Source organism: Pseudomonas sp. 9AZ (assembly GCF_902506525.1).
Lineage (GTDB): Bacteria > Pseudomonadota > Gammaproteobacteria > Pseudomonadales > Pseudomonadaceae > Aquipseudomonas > Aquipseudomonas peli.
Window position 1 is genome coordinate 4226410 of record NZ_LR733840.1, and the last position, 17255, is coordinate 4243664.

Sequence of the window (17255 nt, forward strand, 5' to 3'; positions counted from 1 at the left end):
GGCGGACAAGCTGCGCGTTGTCCGCCCTCCGCCGACTGGCCTTAATCCAGCTTGAAGCGCGCAGTGTTCTGCGCCAGTGCCTGACTGCCCTGACGCAGCTGTTCAGCGGCGTTGCTCACCGCCTGCGCACCTTCGAGCAGAGCAGTGGCGGCATGATCGACCTGCTGGATATTGCCGCTGACTTCATCGGCAGTCGCCGCCTGCTGCTCGGCGGCAGTGGCGATCTGCGCCAGGCGGTCAGTGACAAGTTGCACCGATTCGACGATGGCATTCAGGTCTTCGCCCATGGCCAGCACACTACCGACATCGCCTTCGGCCTGGCGCACGGCGTCTTCCATCTGGGTGACCGACTGGCCGACCACGCGGTGCAGATTGGCCACCGTGTCGGCGATTTCCGCGGTGGAGTTCTGCGTGCGCTGCGACAGGCTACGCACCTCATCGGCGACTACGGCAAAGCCGCGGCCCTGATCGCCAGCGCGCGCCGCTTCGATGGCCGCATTGAGCGCGAGCAGGTTGGTCTGCTCAGCGATACCCTTGATCACATCCACAACCCGGGTGATTTGCGCCGTCTGCTCTCGCAGCTGTTGCAACGTGGTGGCACTGTCGCCGAGGCGGCTGCTTAGCTGGCGCATGCTCTGGCTGGTGCGCGTGCTGCGCTGGTTGCTCTGGTTAGCGATCTCGCGGGTTTGATTGGCCTCTACCGCCGCCTGCTCGCAGCTTTGCGCAACGCTTTGCGCGGTGGCAGCCATTTCAGTGGCGGCCGCCGCAATCTGGCTCATCTGTGCCTGCTGTTGCTCCACTGACACCAGGGCATTACGCGCCTCGCCGTTGAGCAGTTGCACGGTGCCGCCCAATTGCTGACTCTGTTGATTGACCCCCAGCATGGAATCGCGCAACTGGCCAACGGCGGTATTCAGGGCCTGGGCGATATTCGCCAGGTCATCCTCGCCATGCACTTGCATGCGCACACGCAGATCACCATCGCGCAAGCCTTCAGCGGCCTGAATGATCCCAGCAGTGCTGCGCCGGATCGACGCGTTAAGGCAGAACAACACATACAGCGCCAGCAATGTCAGAACGCTGAACACACCAATGGCTTGAGCCATGGCGCTCAGCGCCTTGCTCCGATAATCACCCAAACTGGCAACAAACTGCTGATACAACGCCGTTTGCAGCTTCAACAGTTGGCCCTGAAGCGCATCCGCGCGCTGTACAAATTGATCCGGGGTCAAGGCCATCGGGCTGGCTTCAAACATGTCGCGATCGATGCCCGCGAGGAAGGCTTCATAGCCCTTCAGTGCCTCATCATAAGGCCCCTGCAGCTGGCGCATGGCATGCGGCGCCTCAAGGGTGAGCGTGGCCTGTGCCTTCAGCAGCTGACTGCGTGATTCATCCAGGCTGCGGCGTAGGTCGCGGATCAGCACGCGGCTCTGTAACGTGAAGTGCTGCGACACCACCGCGCCATAACCTTGACTGGTGAAGCTGCCAAGCTGCTCGAGCAGGCGCGGCAAGGTGTAGGTCAGCTGCTCCATCATCAAGTACGTGTCGAGCTGCGGGTCAAGGATCAACCCACTGTCGGTGGCCACCTGCTCGCGCAAGGCCAGCAGGCTCAGCAGGTTCTTTTGGTAACGTTCAAGCGCATCGGGCAGGGCCAGTTTACCCAGCACATCGATACTCAGCTCGGCCTGGCCGGCTCTGAGGCTCTGTAAATGTTGACGGGACTGATCACTCAGCAGCTCTGACTGAAGCGGCTGCTCCAACGCCTGCAAGGCGGGCTCAAGCTCGCTGGCATGCTCACGCAGCAGCGCTTCGGCGGCTTTCTCAGTACCCTTCCAGCGCGACAGCAACGTGCGCTGCTCAATCAACGCCTGCTGCACGCCAGCCATGCCCTGCAGTGCATTGATGCCCTCTACCTCATTGGCAATGGCGGTGAGCCGCTCCTGGTAGTTACTGCTGATTACCCACAAGGCAAAAACCAGTGGCATCGCGAACAAGACAAACACCAGCTGAAACTTGCGCGCGAAGCTGAAACGCTCCAGCAGCCGCACACCTGGTTTGAGTACTCCAGTCATACACACCTCAACCTGTTGAGCACGCCAACTGCAGGGGCGAGCCAAAGCACAACTTCAAGCAAGAAGTACGCCCAAGCCATGCACCTGCGGGCAGTCATGGGTAATGAGCATAGTTGAGTGACCGGGCCACGACCCGCTATCCGCTCGACACGCGAGCCGTGGCACCAAGGAACTACCTGGAAATGCCGCTCCAGAGCTCCTCAACATTGCGAAAGCCCCACTCCTCAGCAGACTCACGGCCAACAATCTTGTCGCGACCGACCAGCTTGCTGAGGTCGAGGGTTTCCTGCGGGATTGGGGTTTTCGAGCGGGCCGAAAAGAACACCTTCACCCGCGGTGCAAGCAAGGACTTGGCTTGCTGCTCCAACACCACGCCAATACGCCCGCTTTCCAGCCGCACCAACGAGCCCACGGGGTAAATACCCACGGTTTTGACAAAGGCCTGGAACACCACCGGGTCAAAATGGCCTTTCCATTCGGCCATCTTGCGGATGGATTCGGCTGGATCCCAGCCACGCTTGTAAGGGCGATCAGAGGTGATGGCGTCATACACATCACATACCGCGCCCATGCGCGCATACAGGCTGATCTGCTCACCGGCCAGGCGGTGTGGGTAGCCTGTACCGTCCATTTTTTCATGGTGGTGCAGACACACATCAAGTACCAAGGCACTGACCTGCTTGCTTTCAAGCAACATGCGCGAGCCGGCTTCAGGATGGTCGCGTACGGTGGCGAATTCGTTGTCAGTGAGCTTGCCGGGCTTGTTCAGTACCTCATTGGGGATCGCCATCTTACCGATGTCATGCAGCAGCCCGGCCAGCCCAGCTTCGCGCACCTGACTTTCGTTGAGGCTCAGGTTGCGCGCCAAAGCAATCATCAGCGCGCAGACCGCCACCGAATGCATGTAGGTGTATTCATCGGCGTTTTTCAGCCGCGCCAGGCTGATCAGCGCATTGGGGTGACGCATGATCGAGTCGGAAATTTCCTCAACCAGCTCTCCGGCCTGCTCGAACTGCAAGGCCTGGCCCATGCGCGCGTCACTAAACATGCTGACCACTGCGGCTTTGGAGCGCTCGCAGAGCTTGGCCGCCCGCTGCAACTCATCTTCCATCGACACCGCCAAGCTCACCGGTGGGCTCTGCACAGCGGCCAACAAGCTAGCCTCGGCTTCGGCGGCGACCTCTTCGGGGCTGACACTGACGGTGCCAACCTCGACATCCAGCCCCTTGCTGACGTCAATCCACAGCTCGCCGATACTGCTGGCCTTGATCCGCTGCAGGTCTTTTTCAGAGTTGAGAAGAAACTTGGATTTCCAGAAGGGGTGGTCCATCCATGCGCCGCAGAACTCGTGAATATACATACCGACTCGTACGTCGGTCACAGCAATACACTTCAACATGGGTGGCACTCGAACAGAAAAATAATTCGGTTATTGTCAGACAAGAATAGATGAACAATAGCCAGCATTATGCGGACTTGGAACAACTAATGGCCATAGGACATCGGGCGCAGATCAGTGGCTTGGAAGCCTTGACACGACTGCTTATCATTGCCGCTCAAGCGCACCCTAAGGAGCTGCCATGCGCCATTTGTTGACCGGTCTGAGCGTCATTTTTCTGCTGCTGTTAAACACGCTGATTCTGATCGGCCCGCTGCTGCTGATCGCCCTCGGCAAGTTCGTCCTGCCGGGCAAAGCACTTAAGACTGCAAGCTCACGCGGGGTGATGTGGGTGGCGGAAACCTGGGCGGAAATCAATAAGCTGATCTTTGCCGCCCTACTGCCCGTGCGCTGGGATATTCGGGGCAGCGCTGACCTGCGCCCAAGCACCTCCTACCTGGTTATCAGCAACCATCAGTCGTGGGTGGATATTCCAGCGCTGGTGCAGGCCTTCAACCGCAAGACCCCGTACTTCAAGTTCTTCCTCAAGCAGGAACTGATTTGGGTACCCTTCCTCGGCCTGGCGTTCTGGGCATTGGACTACCCCTTTATGAAGCGCTATTCCAAAGCGTTTCTCGCCAAGCACCCGCATATGCAGGGCAAGGACCTGGAAATCACCAAGCAGGCCTGCGAAAAGTTCAAGGACCTGCCGGTGACCGTGGTCAACTACCTCGAAGGCACCCGCTTCACCCCGGCCAAGCAGGCGCAACAGGGTTCGCCCTTCCAGTACTTGCTCAAGCCCAAAGCCGGCGGTGTGGCTTTTGTGCTGGCGGCGCTGGGTGAGCAGCTTGATACGGTGCTGGACGTGACCCTGGTCTACCCCGGTGCGCGCATTCCCGGTTTCTGGGCGCTGATCAGCGGGCAGGTGGACAAGGTGATTGTCGACATCCAGACCCGCGAGCTGGACCCGGCGCTGTGGCAGGGCGACTACGAAAATGATCCGAACTTCCGCCAGTTTGTGCAGAACTGGGTGAACACACTCTGGGAAGACAAGGATGCGCGAATAGCGCAGATTCGCGCTGAGCTGAGCACGCCAACACACGGCTAGCGTCGGCCTACTGCGGCAGGTCGCGGCGAATCATCCAATGTTCCGGCGGTGGCATCAGGCGGCTGATGTCGAACTGCGGCAGGCTGGCCTGATCGAGCATCTGGATCATCGGGCTGACCTGCCGGGCATGCGGCTGATCTTCCAGCACCCGGACCGCCAGATCGACAGCAATCCGCGCCTGTATCACCGGTGAATCCGTGGGCGCAGCAACAATAAAGCCGTCGCGAATCTGCTCGATAATCCGTTCGGTGGTGTAGGTCGCCAGTACCTGCGCCCGGTAGTTTTGCCCGGAGGTCTGCACCAGCTGGGCGGCAAACCCGGCAGCTTCGGCGTTGCCCAGCAGGTAATCGAGGTGCGGATGCGTCTTCAGCAGCCCGCGCACCAGCTGCGCCTGGCTGGCGCGATCGACCGGGGCATAGCCACCATGCTCCACGCGCATACGACCTGCCTGCTCGGCCTCGCGCAGCGACCGCTCAAGATCCTCGACCCAACCCGCGCCCTGCGGCCCGGGTAACCAGCCAAGGCTGAACGACCCAGCAGGACGATGCTGCTCGATGTAACCCAGCGCAGCCTTGAGCATGTCGGCAAAGTCCACGCTCGAATTGGCACTCAACCCCGGGCAATCACTGCCGTTCACCAGATCAATCACCGGTTTACCCTGCTCGACCAGCGTGGCGATAGCCCCGCAGAGGGCCTGGGCGTTGATCGCGGCGATGATGTAGGCATCGGCATTTTGTTGCCGGCATTGTTCCAGCTGCTGGGCCTGCACCTGCGGATTTTCATAGCCACCGGCTTCATAGATGCCAAGGCGAACGCCCTGTCGGGTGGCTTCTTCATCCAGCCCCCAGGCCACGCCCCACCAATAGCGATCCTTGCCATGGGGCAACAGCGCACAGATGCGCCAAGGCTTGGCCGCTTGCGCCAAGGGTTGGTAGGGCTGCACCTGGCCATCCGCCTGCACGGGTACAGGGAACCAGTCAGCAGCCGAGACCAGGCCTGTCGTGCACAACAAACAGAGGGTTAAAACGATTACCCGCATGAACTCCGGCCCTGGAAAGTGCGCACTGAGCAGCCGTGCCGTGCACTTACTGTAGCCAATTTTACGGGTCTAACGAGGGCGCAATTCTGCGCAGAAGGCGGGCACTTGAGTACCCGCCGAGGTGCAGCTATTGATCAAGCGGCGCTGAACAATTTGTGCGGATCGATGACAAATTTCTTCGGCACACCGGCATCGAACTCGCCGTAACCGCGCGGCGCGTCGTCCAGGCTGATGACCTGTACACCGACCACTTCGGCGATATTGATGCGATCCCACATGATCGCCTGCATCAGCTGGCGGTTGTATTTCATCACCGGGGTCTGGCCGGTGTGGAAGCTGTGGGATTTGGCCCAGCCGAGGCCGAAGCGAATGCTCAGGCTGCCGATCTTCGCCGCTGCGTCCACCGCACCCGGATCTTCGGTGACGTAGAGGCCGGGAATACCGATCTTACCGGCCACCCGCACCACCCCCATCAGCGAGTTGAGCACCGTAGCCGGCGCTTCATGCTGCACGCCTGCATGGCCGTGGCCACGGGCCTCGAAGCCCACCGCATCGACCGCGCAATCCACTTCCGGCTCGCCCAGCAGCGCGGCGATCTGCTCGTGCAGCGGAGTGTCTTGCGACAGATCGGCAATCTCGAAGCCCACTGCCTTGGCGTGGGCCAGGCGCACCGGATTGACATCGCCGACAATTACCACCGCTGCACCGAGCAAACGCGCAGAGGCGGCTGCCGCCAAGCCGACCGGACCAGCACCGGCGATATACACCGTGCTGCCAGGGCCAACACCGGCCGTCACCGCGCCGTGGTAGCCGGTGGGGAGGATGTCGGACAGGCAGGTCAGGTCGCGAATCTTCTCCATGGCCCTGTCACGATCCGGCAGTTTCAGCAGGTTGAAGTCGGCGTACGGCACCATGGCGTACTCAGCTTGACCGCCGGTCCAGTCGCCCATGTCGACATAACCGTAGGCACCGCCGGCACGCGCCGGATTGACCGACAGGCACACGCCAGTGTGCTGCTCTTTGCAGGAACGGCAGCGGCCGCAGGCGACGTTGAATGGCACCGAGACCAGATCACCAATTTTCAGGTTCTCCACGTCGCGGCCCTTTTCAATCACCTCACCGGTGATTTCGTGGCCCAGTACCAGGCCGGTTTGCGCCGTGGTACGGCCGCGGACCATGTGCTGGTCGGAGCCACAGATATTGGTGGAGACCACGCGCAGGATGACCCCGTGCTCAATCTTGCGACCGCGCGGGTCCTGCATTTTCGGATAGTCGATTTTCTGCACTTCGACCTTGCCAGCGCCGAGATAGACGACGCCACGATTACCAGACATACGTATTTCTCCTTTCTTGTTGTGAATACAAAGGCGCGGCCAACGGTCGCGCGGCCTTGTACTGGAGCTTGTGTCTGTTGCCGGGCGGGACCGAGGGTTTGGCAGTCGGTGATCCACCCGTAGCGGGGATTCAGCAGTTGCGGTTTAGGCGTGCAGCACCACCGTGCGGCCATCATTGAGGAAGACGCGGCGCTCAAGGTGATAGCCGATGGCTTTGGCCAGGGTCTGGCACTCGATATCGCGGCCCTTGGCGATCAGGTCTTCGGGGTAGTGGGCATGGTCCACCGACTCTACACCTTGAGCGATGATCGGCCCTTCGTCGAGGTCGTTGTTGATGTAGTGGGCAGTGGCGCCGACCAGCTTGACGCCCTTCTCATAGGCCTGGTGATAGGGCTTGGCGCCCTTGAAACCGGGCAGCAGCGAGTGGTGGATATTGATCGCCCAGCCATCCAGCTGGCGGCACAGCTCAGGTGAGAGCACCTGCATATAGCGGGCAAGCACCACCAATTCGGCGCCGCTGTCCTCGATCACCTGCAGCACCTTGCGCTCCTGCGCCGGTTTGTCTTTCGGGTCGAGCGGGAAGTGGCAGTAGGGGATGTCGTGCCAACGTGCCAGCGGTTCCAGATCCGGGTGGTTGGATACCACCGCCACCACGTCCATGGCCAAATGGCCTATACGCTGGCGGTAGAGCAGGTCGTTCAGGCAATGGTCGGCCTTGCTGACCATCAGCACCACCTTGGCCCGGTAACCCGGCGGGGTGAGTTCGACCTGCATGCCGAAGACGCTCAAGCGATCATTCAGCCCGGCGCGAAAGGCCTGCTCGTCGAAGTCATCCGGCTGGCGGAATTCCACGCGGATAAAGAAGCGCGACGACAGGCGATCATCGAAGGAATGGTGCTCGGTGACGTAGCAGCGCTGCTCGAACAGAAAGCGCGTCACCGCATCCACCGTGCCGAGCACGCTCGGGCAGTGGGCGGTGAGAATCCAGGTATCGGGGGTGCGGCTCATAACAAACTCCAGAACAAACTCCGCTGCTTTGCACCCCTCTCCCATTTATGGGAGAGGGGCCGGGGGAGAGGGCCGCCGGTACAACGCTATCAGCCCTTCCCCTCTCCCCAACCCTCTCCCCATAGGGGAGAGGGAGCCGTTCGTATCAGCCTCAGGCTTTGATCGCCAAGCCGTACTCGGCGCTGGCGTCTTGCAGCCACAGCCAGAAGTAATCGGAGAAGCTGCGGCGGATCAGCAGCTCCCAGGTGTCTTCGGCAGTGTGGCGGATCACCAACTGCGACTTGGCGAAGTGGGTGCCCACGGCCTTGCCCACCGGGAAGTTGCTTGGGTGCACGTCGTAGCTGGTGGACTTCATCAGCACTTCGCGCACCTTCGGCCCAGTCAACTCCAGCAGGGTCTGCCCGCCGCTGACATTGACGATCGAGATGTGCTGGCCATCCAGCGCTTCGCGCAGTTTTTGCTCGACCGCGAACTCGCTGCCGCCCGGCACAATCAGCAGCCATTCATCCGGTGCCAGCCATTGCAGCGAGGTGTCGCCAGCACTGACCACTGTCAGCGCCGACGGTAGCTCCAGCCCCAGCGCTTTGTGCACACCCCCGGCAAAGGCGGAGTCCCTGGCGTCACCGCGCAGGGTCAGGTGACCGAGCAGCTTCTTCTCGCGCACCGTCACCCCGGCGCTGGCCGAGCCTTGACCCGCCAGCTGTTCAAGGCCGGCATGGAACAGTGGCGATTCGGCATGTGCCGCAGCCGGGCGTTGCTGATAAACGTTGATCAAATTAGACATTCTGGCGATCCCCTTTCGGGTCATAGAACACGGAGCTGACGATTTCGGCTTCGATCAGGCTGCCATCGGCCAGCGGTGCAAACACCCGCTCACCCATGCGTTTGAGGCCGCCCTTGACCACGCCCATGGCGAAGGAATAGCCCAGCGCCGCGCTCATGTAGCTGGAGGTGACGTGGCCGACCATCTGCATCGGAATGCTCTGTTTCGGGTCGAACACCAGTTGCGCGCCTTCCGGCAGCACCTTGTTCGGGTCGACCGGTTTGAGCCCGACCAGCTGCTTGCGGTCTTCGCGCAGGCTGTCTTCACGGTTCATGCCGCGCCAGCCGATCCACGAGAACGGCTTGGTGCGACCGACGCACCAGCCCATATTGAGATCGTCCGGGGTGACCGAGCCGTCGGTGTCCTGGCCGACGATGATGAAACCCTTCTCGGCGCGCAGCACGTGCATGGTCTCGGTGCCGTAAGGCGTCAGGCCATGCTTCTTGCCGGCTTCGATGATCTGTTCCCACACGCCCAGTGCGTAGTCGGCCTGCACGTTGACTTCATAGCTCAGCTCACCGGTAAAGGAGATGCGGAACACCCGCGCCGGCACACCGCCGACCAGGCCTTCCTTCCAGCTCATAAAGGGGAAGGCATCCTTGTCCAGGTCGATGTCGGTGACCTCGGCCAGCAGCTTGCGGCTGTTGGGGCCGGACAGGGTCATGGTCGCCCAGTGGTCGGTAACCGAGGTGAAGTACACCTTGAGTTCCGGCCACTCGGTCTGGTGATAGATTTCCAGCCATTCCATCACCCGTGCAGCACCGCCGGTGGTGGTGGTCATCAGGAAGTGATTGTCGGCCAGGCAGGCGGTCACACCGTCGTCGAAGACCATGCCGTCTTCTTTGCACATCAGACCGTAGCGCGCCTTGCCCACATCCAGTTTGGTCCAGGCGTTGGTGTACACGCGGTTGAGAAACTCGCGTGCATCCGGGCCTTGAATATCGATCTTGCCCAGCGTCGAGGCATCCAAAATGCCGACTGCGTTACGCACGGCCAGGCACTCGCGGGCTACGGCGGCGTGCAGGTCTTCACCGGCTTTGGGGAAGTACCACGGGCGCTTCCACTGACCCACGTCCTCGAACTCGGCACCGTTTTGCAGGTGCCAGCTTTGCATCGCGGTGTAACGTTTGGGCTCGAACAACGCGCCACAGTGACGGCCGGCCACCGCACCGAAGGTCACCGGCGTGTAGTTCGGGCGGAACATAGTGGTGCCCATCTGCGGGATGCTGATGCCCAGCGAACGGGCGGCAATCGCCAGGCCGTTGATATTGCCCAGCTTGCCCTGATCGGTGCCGAAGCCCAGCGCGGTGTAGCGCTTGACGTGCTCGACCGACTCGAAGCCCTCGCGGGTGGCCAGCTCGATACCTGCTGCGGTGACGTCGTTCTGCAGGTCGACAAACTGCTTGGGCGCGCGCGCCGTCGGCTTGTCATGCGGCACCTGGAACAGTGCCAGGGAAGGTTCTTCCAGACGGACAGCGACCTGCGGCAGGCTGGCGGAAACCGCCTTGAAGCCGGCTTCGGCAGCCGCCGATACACCCGCCTCGAAACCATCGGCCAGGGCATCACCCAGGCCGAACACACCATTTACCGCGCCGGCACACAGGCGCTTCTGGAAGCCGCCCTCGCCTGGCACAAAGGCCAGAATATCTTCACGCCAGGTCGGCCGGCCGCCCAGATGCGAAGCCAAGTGCACCACCGGGCTGTAGCCGCCGGAGCTGACGATCAAATCGCAGTCGAGCACTTCACCCGGGCTGCTGACTTTATGGCTCTGCACATCGATGGCGCAGATGCGCGCAGCGGTAACCCGCTTGCTGCCAGCGGCTTCCACCACGGCGCTGCCGGTGAGAATACGCACACCACGGCTACGAGCCTCTTCCACCCAGCTGCCGCGTGGGTTGCTGCGGGCATCGGCCACCGCCACCACCTGCAGACCGGCGTCGAGCCAGTCGAGCACCACGCGGTAGGCGTAATCGTTGTTGGTCGACAGCACCAGCTGCTTGCCCGGCGCCACGCCATAACGGCGCACGTAGGTGGACACCGCGTCGGCGAGCATATTGCCCGGCACGTCGTTGTTGGCGTAAACCAGCGGCCGCTCGTGGGCGCCTGTGGCCAACACCACACGCGTGGCACGCACGCGGTGCATACGCTGGCGCACCATCCCCATTGGCGCGACTTCACCCAGGTGATCGGTCAGGCGCTGGTGAATGGTGAGGAAGTTGTGGTCGTGGTAACCGTTGACCGTGGAACGCGGCAGCAGAGTCACTTCAGGCATGCCGGACAATTCGGCAATCACCTGCGCGGCCCAGTCGGCGGCCGGTTTGCCGTCGAGGGTTTCGCGGGTGCTGAGCAGGCTGCCGCCGAACTCTTCTTGCTCGTCAGCCAGAATTACCCGTGCACCGCTGCGCGCGGCCGCCAAGGCTGCGGCCAGGCCCGCCGGGCCGGCACCGACTACCAGCACGTCGCAGTGCTGGTTCATGTAGTCGTAGCTGTCCGGGTCCACGGCGGTCGGTGCGCGGCCAAGACCGGCGGCCTTACGGATGTATTTTTCGTAGGTCAGCCAGAGGTTCTGCGGGTACATAAAGGTCTTGTAGTAGAACCCCGGCGGCATCATCTTGCCGCCGACCTTGCCGAGAATGCCCATCAGGTCGGTGTTGACGCTCGGCCAGCCGTTGGTGCTGCTGGCGACCAAGCCGGCATACAACGCCTGCTGGGTGGCGCGCACGTTGGGGATCTGCGCCGCTTCAGTGCTGCCGATCTGCAGTACAGCGTTCGGCTCTTCGGCGCCCGCCGCAACGATGCCGCGCGGCCGCGAGTACTTGAAGCTGCGCCCGACGATATCCACGCCATTGGCTAGCAAGGCGGCTGCCAGGGTGTCACCGGCAAAGCCTTGATAGCTCTGCCCGTTGAAGCTGAATGTCAGAGGCTGGCTGCGATCAACGCGGCCGCCAGTAGCAAGACGATTGACCTGGCTCATGCCGTTACTCCTTGGTCGACGGCCTTTTTCTCGGCAGTGCCGGCAGCGGTGACGCTGGGCTTCTCGCCGATCTTGTAGGTTTCGAGAATTTCGTAGGTCACCGTGTGACGGGTGGCGTTGAAGTACTTGCGGCAACCGGCGGAATGCACCCACAGCTCGTGGTGAATGCCGCGCGGGTTATCACGGAAGAACAGGTACTCGCCCCACTCGGCATCGGTGCAGGCGGATGGGTCCAGCGGGCGAGGAATATGCGCCTGGCCCTTGGCGTGGAATTCCTCTTCGGAGCGCAGTTCGCCGCAGTGAGGGCAGAAGATATGCAACATGGGTAAGCCCTCTTAGTGAGCCACGGCAGCAGCGCCGTGCTCGTCGATCAATGCGCCGGTGTGGAAACGGTCCATGGCGAACGGTTTGGCCAGCGGGTGCATTTCGCCCTTGGCCAGGCTGGCCGCGAACACGTGGCCCGAACCCGGCGTGGCCTTGAAGCCACCGGTACCCCAACCGCAGTTGAAGAACAGGTTGGGCACCGGGGTTTTGGAAATGATCGGGCAGGCGTCCGGCGAGGTGTCGACGATGCCGCCCCACTGCCGGTTCATGCGTACCCGCGAGAGCACCGGGAACATCTCAACGATGGCCTGCAGGGTGTGTTCGATGGTGCCGTAGGAGCCGCGTTGGCCGTAGCCGTTGTAGCCGTCGATACCGGCACCGATGACCAGATCGCCCTTGTCCGACTGACTGATGTAACCGTGCACGGCGTTGGACATGATCACGCTGTCGATAATCGGCTTGATCGGCTCGGATACCAGCGCCTGCAGCGGATGGGATTCCAGCGGCAGGCGGAAGCCAGCGAGGCCGGCCATGTGCCCGGAGTTACCGGCGGTGACCACGCCAACGCGCTTGCCACCGATAAAGCCCTTGTTGGTTTCCACGCCGATGCACACGCCGTTTTCCTTGCGAAAGCCGGTGACTTCGGTCTGCTGGATCAGGTCCACGCCCAAGGCATCGGCAGCGCGGGCATAGCCCCAGGCCACGGCGTCGTGACGGGCTACGCCACCACGGCGCTGCACGGTGGAGCCCATCACCGGATAGCGGGTGTTCTTGCTGCAATCCAGGTACGGAATCTCTGCAGCCACCTGCTTGGCATCCAGCAGTTCGCCGTCCACGCCGTTGAGGCGGTTGGCGCTGACGCGGCGCTCGGAGTCGCGCATATCCTGCAGGGTGTGACAGAGGTTGTAGACGCCGCGCTGGCTGAACATGACGTTGTAGTTAAGGTCCTGGGACAGGCCTTCCCACAGCTTCATCGCGTGCTCATACAGGTGCGCCGACTCATCCCACAGGTAGTTGGAACGCACGATGGTGGTATTGCGCGCGGTGTTGCCGCCGCCCAACCAGCCCTTCTCGATCACCGCGACGTTCTTGATGCCGAACTCTTTGGCCAGGTAATAGGCCGTGGCCAGACCGTGGCCGCCACCGCCGACGATGATCACGTCGTACACCGGCTTGGGCGTTGGGTTGCGCCACATGCGCTGCCAGTTTTCGTGGTGGCTGAACGCGTGCTTGAAAAGGCCGAAGCCGGAATAACGTTGCATCAGTGGGTACTCCTGATACGAAAACTTAACCGTAGGAGCGGGCCATGCCCGCGAACCCCGTGGAATCGCGGGCATGGCCCGCTCCTACAGGGTCATTGCGTTCAGCGATAAACCGGGTAATCGGCGCACAAACCTGCCGCCAGAGTCGCCACCTGTGCCTCAACATCGGCATCGCCGAGGTGGTCGAGGATGTTGCAGATCCAACCGGCCAGCTCGATGCTCTGTGCTTCCTTGAAACCGCGCGTGGTAATCGCCGGGGTGCCGATACGCAGGCCCGAGGTGACGAACGGCGACTGCGGGTCATTCGGCACGGCGTTCTTGTTGACCGTAATGCCGGCGCGCCCCAGGGCGGCATCGGCGTCTTTGCCGGTCAGGCCCTGACGGATCAGGCTGACCAGGAACAGGTGGTTGTCGGTACCGCCGGAAACCACGTCGTAGCCGCGCTGGATAAACACCTTGGCCATGGCCTGGGCATTTTTGATCACCTGCGCTTGGTATTCCTTGAAGCCTGGTTCCATGGCTTCCTTGAAGCACACCGCCTTGGCAGCAATCACGTGCATCAGCGGGCCGCCCTGAGCGCCGGGGAAGACCGCCGCGTTAAGCTTCTTCTCGATATCCGCATTGGCCTTGGCCAGGATCAGCCCGCCACGCGGACCGCGCAGGGTCTTGTGGGTGGTGGTGGTGACCACATCGGCAAAGGGAATCGGGTTGGGGTACAGGCCGGCGGCAACCAGGCCGGCGACGTGGGCCATGTCGACAAACAGCAGCGCTCCAACCTTGTCGGCGATGGCGCGGAAACGCGGGAAATCCAGGGTCTTGGAATAGGCGGAGAAGCCGGCGACGATCATCTTCGGCTGGCACTCAACGGCCAGGCGCTCGACTTCGTCGTAATCGATCAGACCAGTGGCGGTGTCGATGCCGTACTGCACGGCGTTATACAGCTTGCCCGAGGACGACACCTTGGCGCCGTGGGTCAGGTGGCCGCCGTGGGCCAGGCTCATGCCGAGGATGGTGTCGCCGGCATTGATCAGCGCCAGGTACACCGCGCTGTTGGCGGACGAACCGGAATGCGGCTGCACGTTGGCGTAATCGGCGCCGAACAGTTTCTTGGCACGGTCGATGGCCAGCTGCTCGACCACATCGACATGCTCGCAGCCGCCGTAATAACGCTTGCCCGGATAGCCTTCGGCGTACTTGTTGGTCAGGCCGCTGCCCTGCGCTTCCATAACCCGCTGGCTGGTGTAGTTTTCCGAGGCGATCAGCTCGATATGGTGCTCCTGACGGCGCTCCTCGGCGTTTATGGCGCTGAGCAATTCATCGTCGTAGCCTTGAATCTGGTCGTTCTTGCTGAACATCACTGATCTCCTGCGGCACCGGGGTGTGGCGCATCTGTGTCGGAAGCGGGCTGAGCCCTTGTGAGCCGATGGTATGACTGGCCCTGATCGGTCAGATGCCTAGGCACGCCACGGGGGATTGCGTTTGCGACATGCACGCGTCGCAATTGCGCAGGCCTTATAGGCGACAGCGCGCTGCGGCTTCGCCTGTATGGCAGAGGATGTCGCCACCGTATCTGCACGCAGGCGTGACCACGGATACAGTAGAAGCATCCCAAACGGCTTAGCGTTAGCGCCCACAAGGAAGCTCCCATGCCCGATCTCTCGCAACAATTCGCCAGCGACAACTACTCCGGCATTTGCCCGGAAGCCTGGGCGGCCATGGCCGAAGCCAATCAGGGCCACCAGCGCGCCTATGGCGACGACGAATGGACCGCACGCGCCGCCGACCACTTCCGCCGCCTGTTTGAAACCGACTGCGAAGTGTTTTTCGCCTTCAACGGCACGGCGGCCAACTCACTGGCCCTGGCGTCGCTGTGCCAGAGCTACCACAGCGTGATCTGCTCGGAGACCGCCCACGTCGAAACCGACGAATGCGGCGCGCCGGAGTTCTTCTCCAACGGCTCCAAATTGCTGCTGGCCAAGACCGAGAACGGCAAGCTCACCCCCGGAGCGATCCGCGAGATCGCCCTCAAACGCCAGGACATCCACTACCCCAAGCCCCGCGTAGTGACCCTGACCCAGGCCACGGAAGTCGGTACCGTTTACAGCCCCGACGAAGTGCGCGCGATCAGCACGGTGTGCCGCGAACTGGGCCTGCATCTGCACATGGACGGCGCGCGCTTCTCCAATGCCTGCGCCTTTCTCGGCTGCAGCCCGGCCGACCTGACCTGGAAGGCCGGTGTAGACGTGCTGTGTTTTGGCGGCACCAAGAACGGCATGGCAGTGGGTGAGGCCATCCTGTTCTTCAATAAAGATTTGGCCGAAGACTTCGACTACCGCTGCAAGCAGGCCGGTCAGCTGGCCTCGAAGATGCGCTACCTGTCCGCACCCTGGGTCGGCATCCTGCAGAACGATGCCTGGCTGAAATACGCCCAGCACGCCAACCGCTGCGCGCAGCTGCTCGCCGAGTTGGTCAGCGATATTCCGGGGGTCAGCCTGATGTTCCCGGTGCAGGCCAACGGCGTGTTTTTGCAGATGTCGGAACCGGCGCTGGAAATCCTGCGGGGCCAGGGCTGGCGCTTCTACACCTTTATCGGGGCTGGCGGTGCACGCTTTATGTGCTCCTGGGACACCGACGAAGCGCGAGTGCGCCAGCTGGCAGGGGATATTCGCCAGGCGATGACGGCAACGAACTAGAACCTTTTCGACTCAGACGGTTACAGCGTCTCTTGCGAGACACTTGCCCCCGTTATCGGTTGCAACCAGTAGGAGCGGCCCATGGCCGCGATTGCGAGGTTCGCGGGCATGGCCCGCTCCTACATGGATAATCTGCGGCGCGTCTAGCGCGGCACCAAGGCTGGCAGCAAGGTGCGTGAAATGGCCTCGCGCACATTCGGCAACAGCGTCGCGCTGCCACCGAGCAACTCCTCCACCAGACGCCGCAGGGCCAGCGCGCGCTCCGGGCTCAGGCCGCTGACGGCATGTTCGCACGCCTGCTCGGCAGTGACCCCGGGTGGAATCGACAACCCTAGCGCCACCAGGCGTTCGCGTAGGTCCTCCTGATCGATCAGGTCGGCGTGCATCATGCTCAATTCCTCCAATGGTGGCGTGCTAGCGCAGCACGCCTTCTTCCAACAACAATTTGAAGATAGCCTCCGCGCCCGCTTGCGGCGAGACATCCTTGAGCACCTGTCCCCCGCCGCCGGATGCCTTGGCCGTCGCCGCCTTCATACGTTCGGCGCCGGTCTTGGCCTTGATCACCTTGAGCCGCTTGGGCCGGGGCTTGGCCGGCTGCAGCTGGGCGCTGGCAAACAACGGATCGGTAACCAACTCCACCTCTTCGGCCGTCAACAGGCCACGCCGCGCCGGGCCGAAGGCGCTCTGTCGGGCGACGGGCGCAGCGTTATCGACGCTGGCGACAAACGGCAGACGCACCTGCAAGCGCCGGCGCTGTCCGCGCGGCAGGGCTTGCAGCACCTGGGCCACACCATTGCTGACCTGCTCCACCGCTGCCAGCCCAACCACCAGCGGCCAGCCGAGCTGTTCCGCCAGCAGGTAAGGCAGCATGCCCGAGCCTTCGCCGGTTTCCGCCTGGCTGCCGGTCAACACCAGCTGCGCACTGGAGTCGGCCAGGTACTCGGCCAGCACCGGCAGCGCATCGCTGTGCGCCGGCTGTTCGAGAATTTTGATCTGCTCAAGGCCCATTCCCAGATAAGCGCGCAGCGCTTCCTGCTGAGGATCGCCGGCATGCAGCACCTGCAACCGCTCACCGGCCAGACGCAGCCCCAGCTCGACCGCGCGGGCGTCCTGCTCGGCGCGGCGTGGCCGACCGGAGGTGGGGTGAGCGCCTACGGAAACCAGCGTAACTACCTGCAAATCAGTCATGGCGCAGCTCCGTAGGGTGGAAGACGCTGTGCTCTTCCACCATGGCGGTGTG

General features: G+C 62.4%; 14 protein-coding genes. 2 read left to right on the forward strand and 12 right to left on the reverse strand.

What is annotated here, in order from left to right; translation table 11 throughout:
- Window positions 1-41: 41 nt before the first annotated feature.
- On the reverse strand, window positions 42-2072 hold the full coding sequence (locus ALTER154_RS19635) for a methyl-accepting chemotaxis protein (RefSeq protein ID WP_160089586.1): 2031 nt from the start codon (window positions 2070-2072) through the stop codon (window positions 42-44).
- 172 nt (window positions 2073-2244) lie between these two features.
- Window positions 2245-3471, reverse strand: a complete 1227-nt coding sequence (locus ALTER154_RS19640) for an HD-GYP domain-containing protein (protein ID WP_160089588.1) — start codon at window positions 3469-3471, stop codon at window positions 2245-2247.
- Between the two features lie 181 nt (window positions 3472-3652).
- On the opposite strand from ALTER154_RS19640, the gene ALTER154_RS19645 reads away from it, so the two are divergent.
- The gene (locus tag ALTER154_RS19645; RefSeq protein ID WP_160089590.1) at window positions 3653-4558 is read left to right on the forward strand and encodes an acyltransferase; all 906 of its coding nucleotides are present in this window, start codon (window positions 3653-3655) and stop codon (window positions 4556-4558) included.
- A gap of 7 nt (window positions 4559-4565) precedes the next feature.
- Here the strand turns inward: ALTER154_RS19645 and torT are convergent, their stop codons facing one another.
- From torT to glyA, 8 genes are all read right to left on the reverse strand, one after another.
- The gene (gene torT / locus ALTER154_RS19650; protein WP_160089592.1) at window positions 4566-5597 is read right to left on the reverse strand and encodes a TMAO reductase system periplasmic protein TorT; all 1032 of its coding nucleotides are present in this window, start codon (window positions 5595-5597) and stop codon (window positions 4566-4568) included.
- Window positions 5598-5731: 134 nt separating this feature from the next.
- Window positions 5732-6931: a formaldehyde dehydrogenase, glutathione-independent gene (gene fdhA / locus ALTER154_RS19655; RefSeq protein WP_160089594.1), complete on the reverse strand. Its 1200-nt coding sequence runs from the start codon at window positions 6929-6931 to the stop codon at window positions 5732-5734.
- 144 nt (window positions 6932-7075) lie between these two features.
- On the reverse strand, window positions 7076-7939 hold the full coding sequence (purU, locus tag ALTER154_RS19660) for a formyltetrahydrofolate deformylase (protein WP_160089596.1): 864 nt from the start codon (window positions 7937-7939) through the stop codon (window positions 7076-7078).
- 151 nt (window positions 7940-8090) lie between these two features.
- Window positions 8091-8723 carry a sarcosine oxidase subunit gamma gene (locus ALTER154_RS19665; protein WP_160089598.1) on the reverse strand — a complete coding sequence of 211 codons (633 nt, stop codon included), beginning with the start codon at window positions 8721-8723 and terminating at the stop codon, window positions 8091-8093.
- Window positions 8716-11736, reverse strand: coding sequence for a sarcosine oxidase subunit alpha (locus tag ALTER154_RS19670; RefSeq protein WP_160089600.1), 3021 nt, complete (start codon window positions 11734-11736; stop codon window positions 8716-8718). The genes ALTER154_RS19665 and ALTER154_RS19670 overlap by 8 nt, the downstream gene beginning before the upstream one ends.
- Entirely contained in the window at window positions 11733-12059 is a 327-nt protein-coding gene (locus ALTER154_RS19675) for a sarcosine oxidase subunit delta (protein ID WP_160089602.1), read from the reverse strand. The genes ALTER154_RS19670 and ALTER154_RS19675 overlap by 4 nt, the downstream gene beginning before the upstream one ends.
- Window positions 12060-12071: 12 nt before the next feature.
- Entirely contained in the window at window positions 12072-13322 is a 1251-nt protein-coding gene (locus ALTER154_RS19680; protein ID WP_160089604.1) for a sarcosine oxidase subunit beta family protein, read from the reverse strand.
- Window positions 13323-13423: 101 nt separating this feature from the next.
- Window positions 13424-14677, reverse strand: coding sequence for a serine hydroxymethyltransferase (glyA, locus tag ALTER154_RS19685; RefSeq protein WP_160089606.1), 1254 nt, complete (start codon window positions 14675-14677; stop codon window positions 13424-13426).
- A gap of 291 nt (window positions 14678-14968) precedes the next feature.
- On the opposite strand from glyA, the gene ALTER154_RS19690 reads away from it, so the two are divergent.
- Window positions 14969-16015 carry a low specificity L-threonine aldolase gene (locus ALTER154_RS19690; RefSeq protein WP_160089608.1) on the forward strand — a complete coding sequence of 349 codons (1047 nt, stop codon included), beginning with the start codon at window positions 14969-14971 and terminating at the stop codon, window positions 16013-16015.
- 143 nt (window positions 16016-16158) lie between these two features.
- On the opposite strand, the gene ALTER154_RS19695 is transcribed toward ALTER154_RS19690, so the two are convergent.
- Window positions 16159-16404 carry a hypothetical protein gene (locus ALTER154_RS19695; protein ID WP_160089610.1) on the reverse strand — a complete coding sequence of 82 codons (246 nt, stop codon included), beginning with the start codon at window positions 16402-16404 and terminating at the stop codon, window positions 16159-16161.
- Window positions 16405-16429: 25 nt separating this feature from the next.
- Window positions 16430-17203: an electron transfer flavoprotein subunit beta gene (locus tag ALTER154_RS19700; protein WP_160089612.1), complete on the reverse strand. Its 774-nt coding sequence runs from the start codon at window positions 17201-17203 to the stop codon at window positions 16430-16432.
- Window positions 17204-17255: the final 52 nt, after the last annotated feature.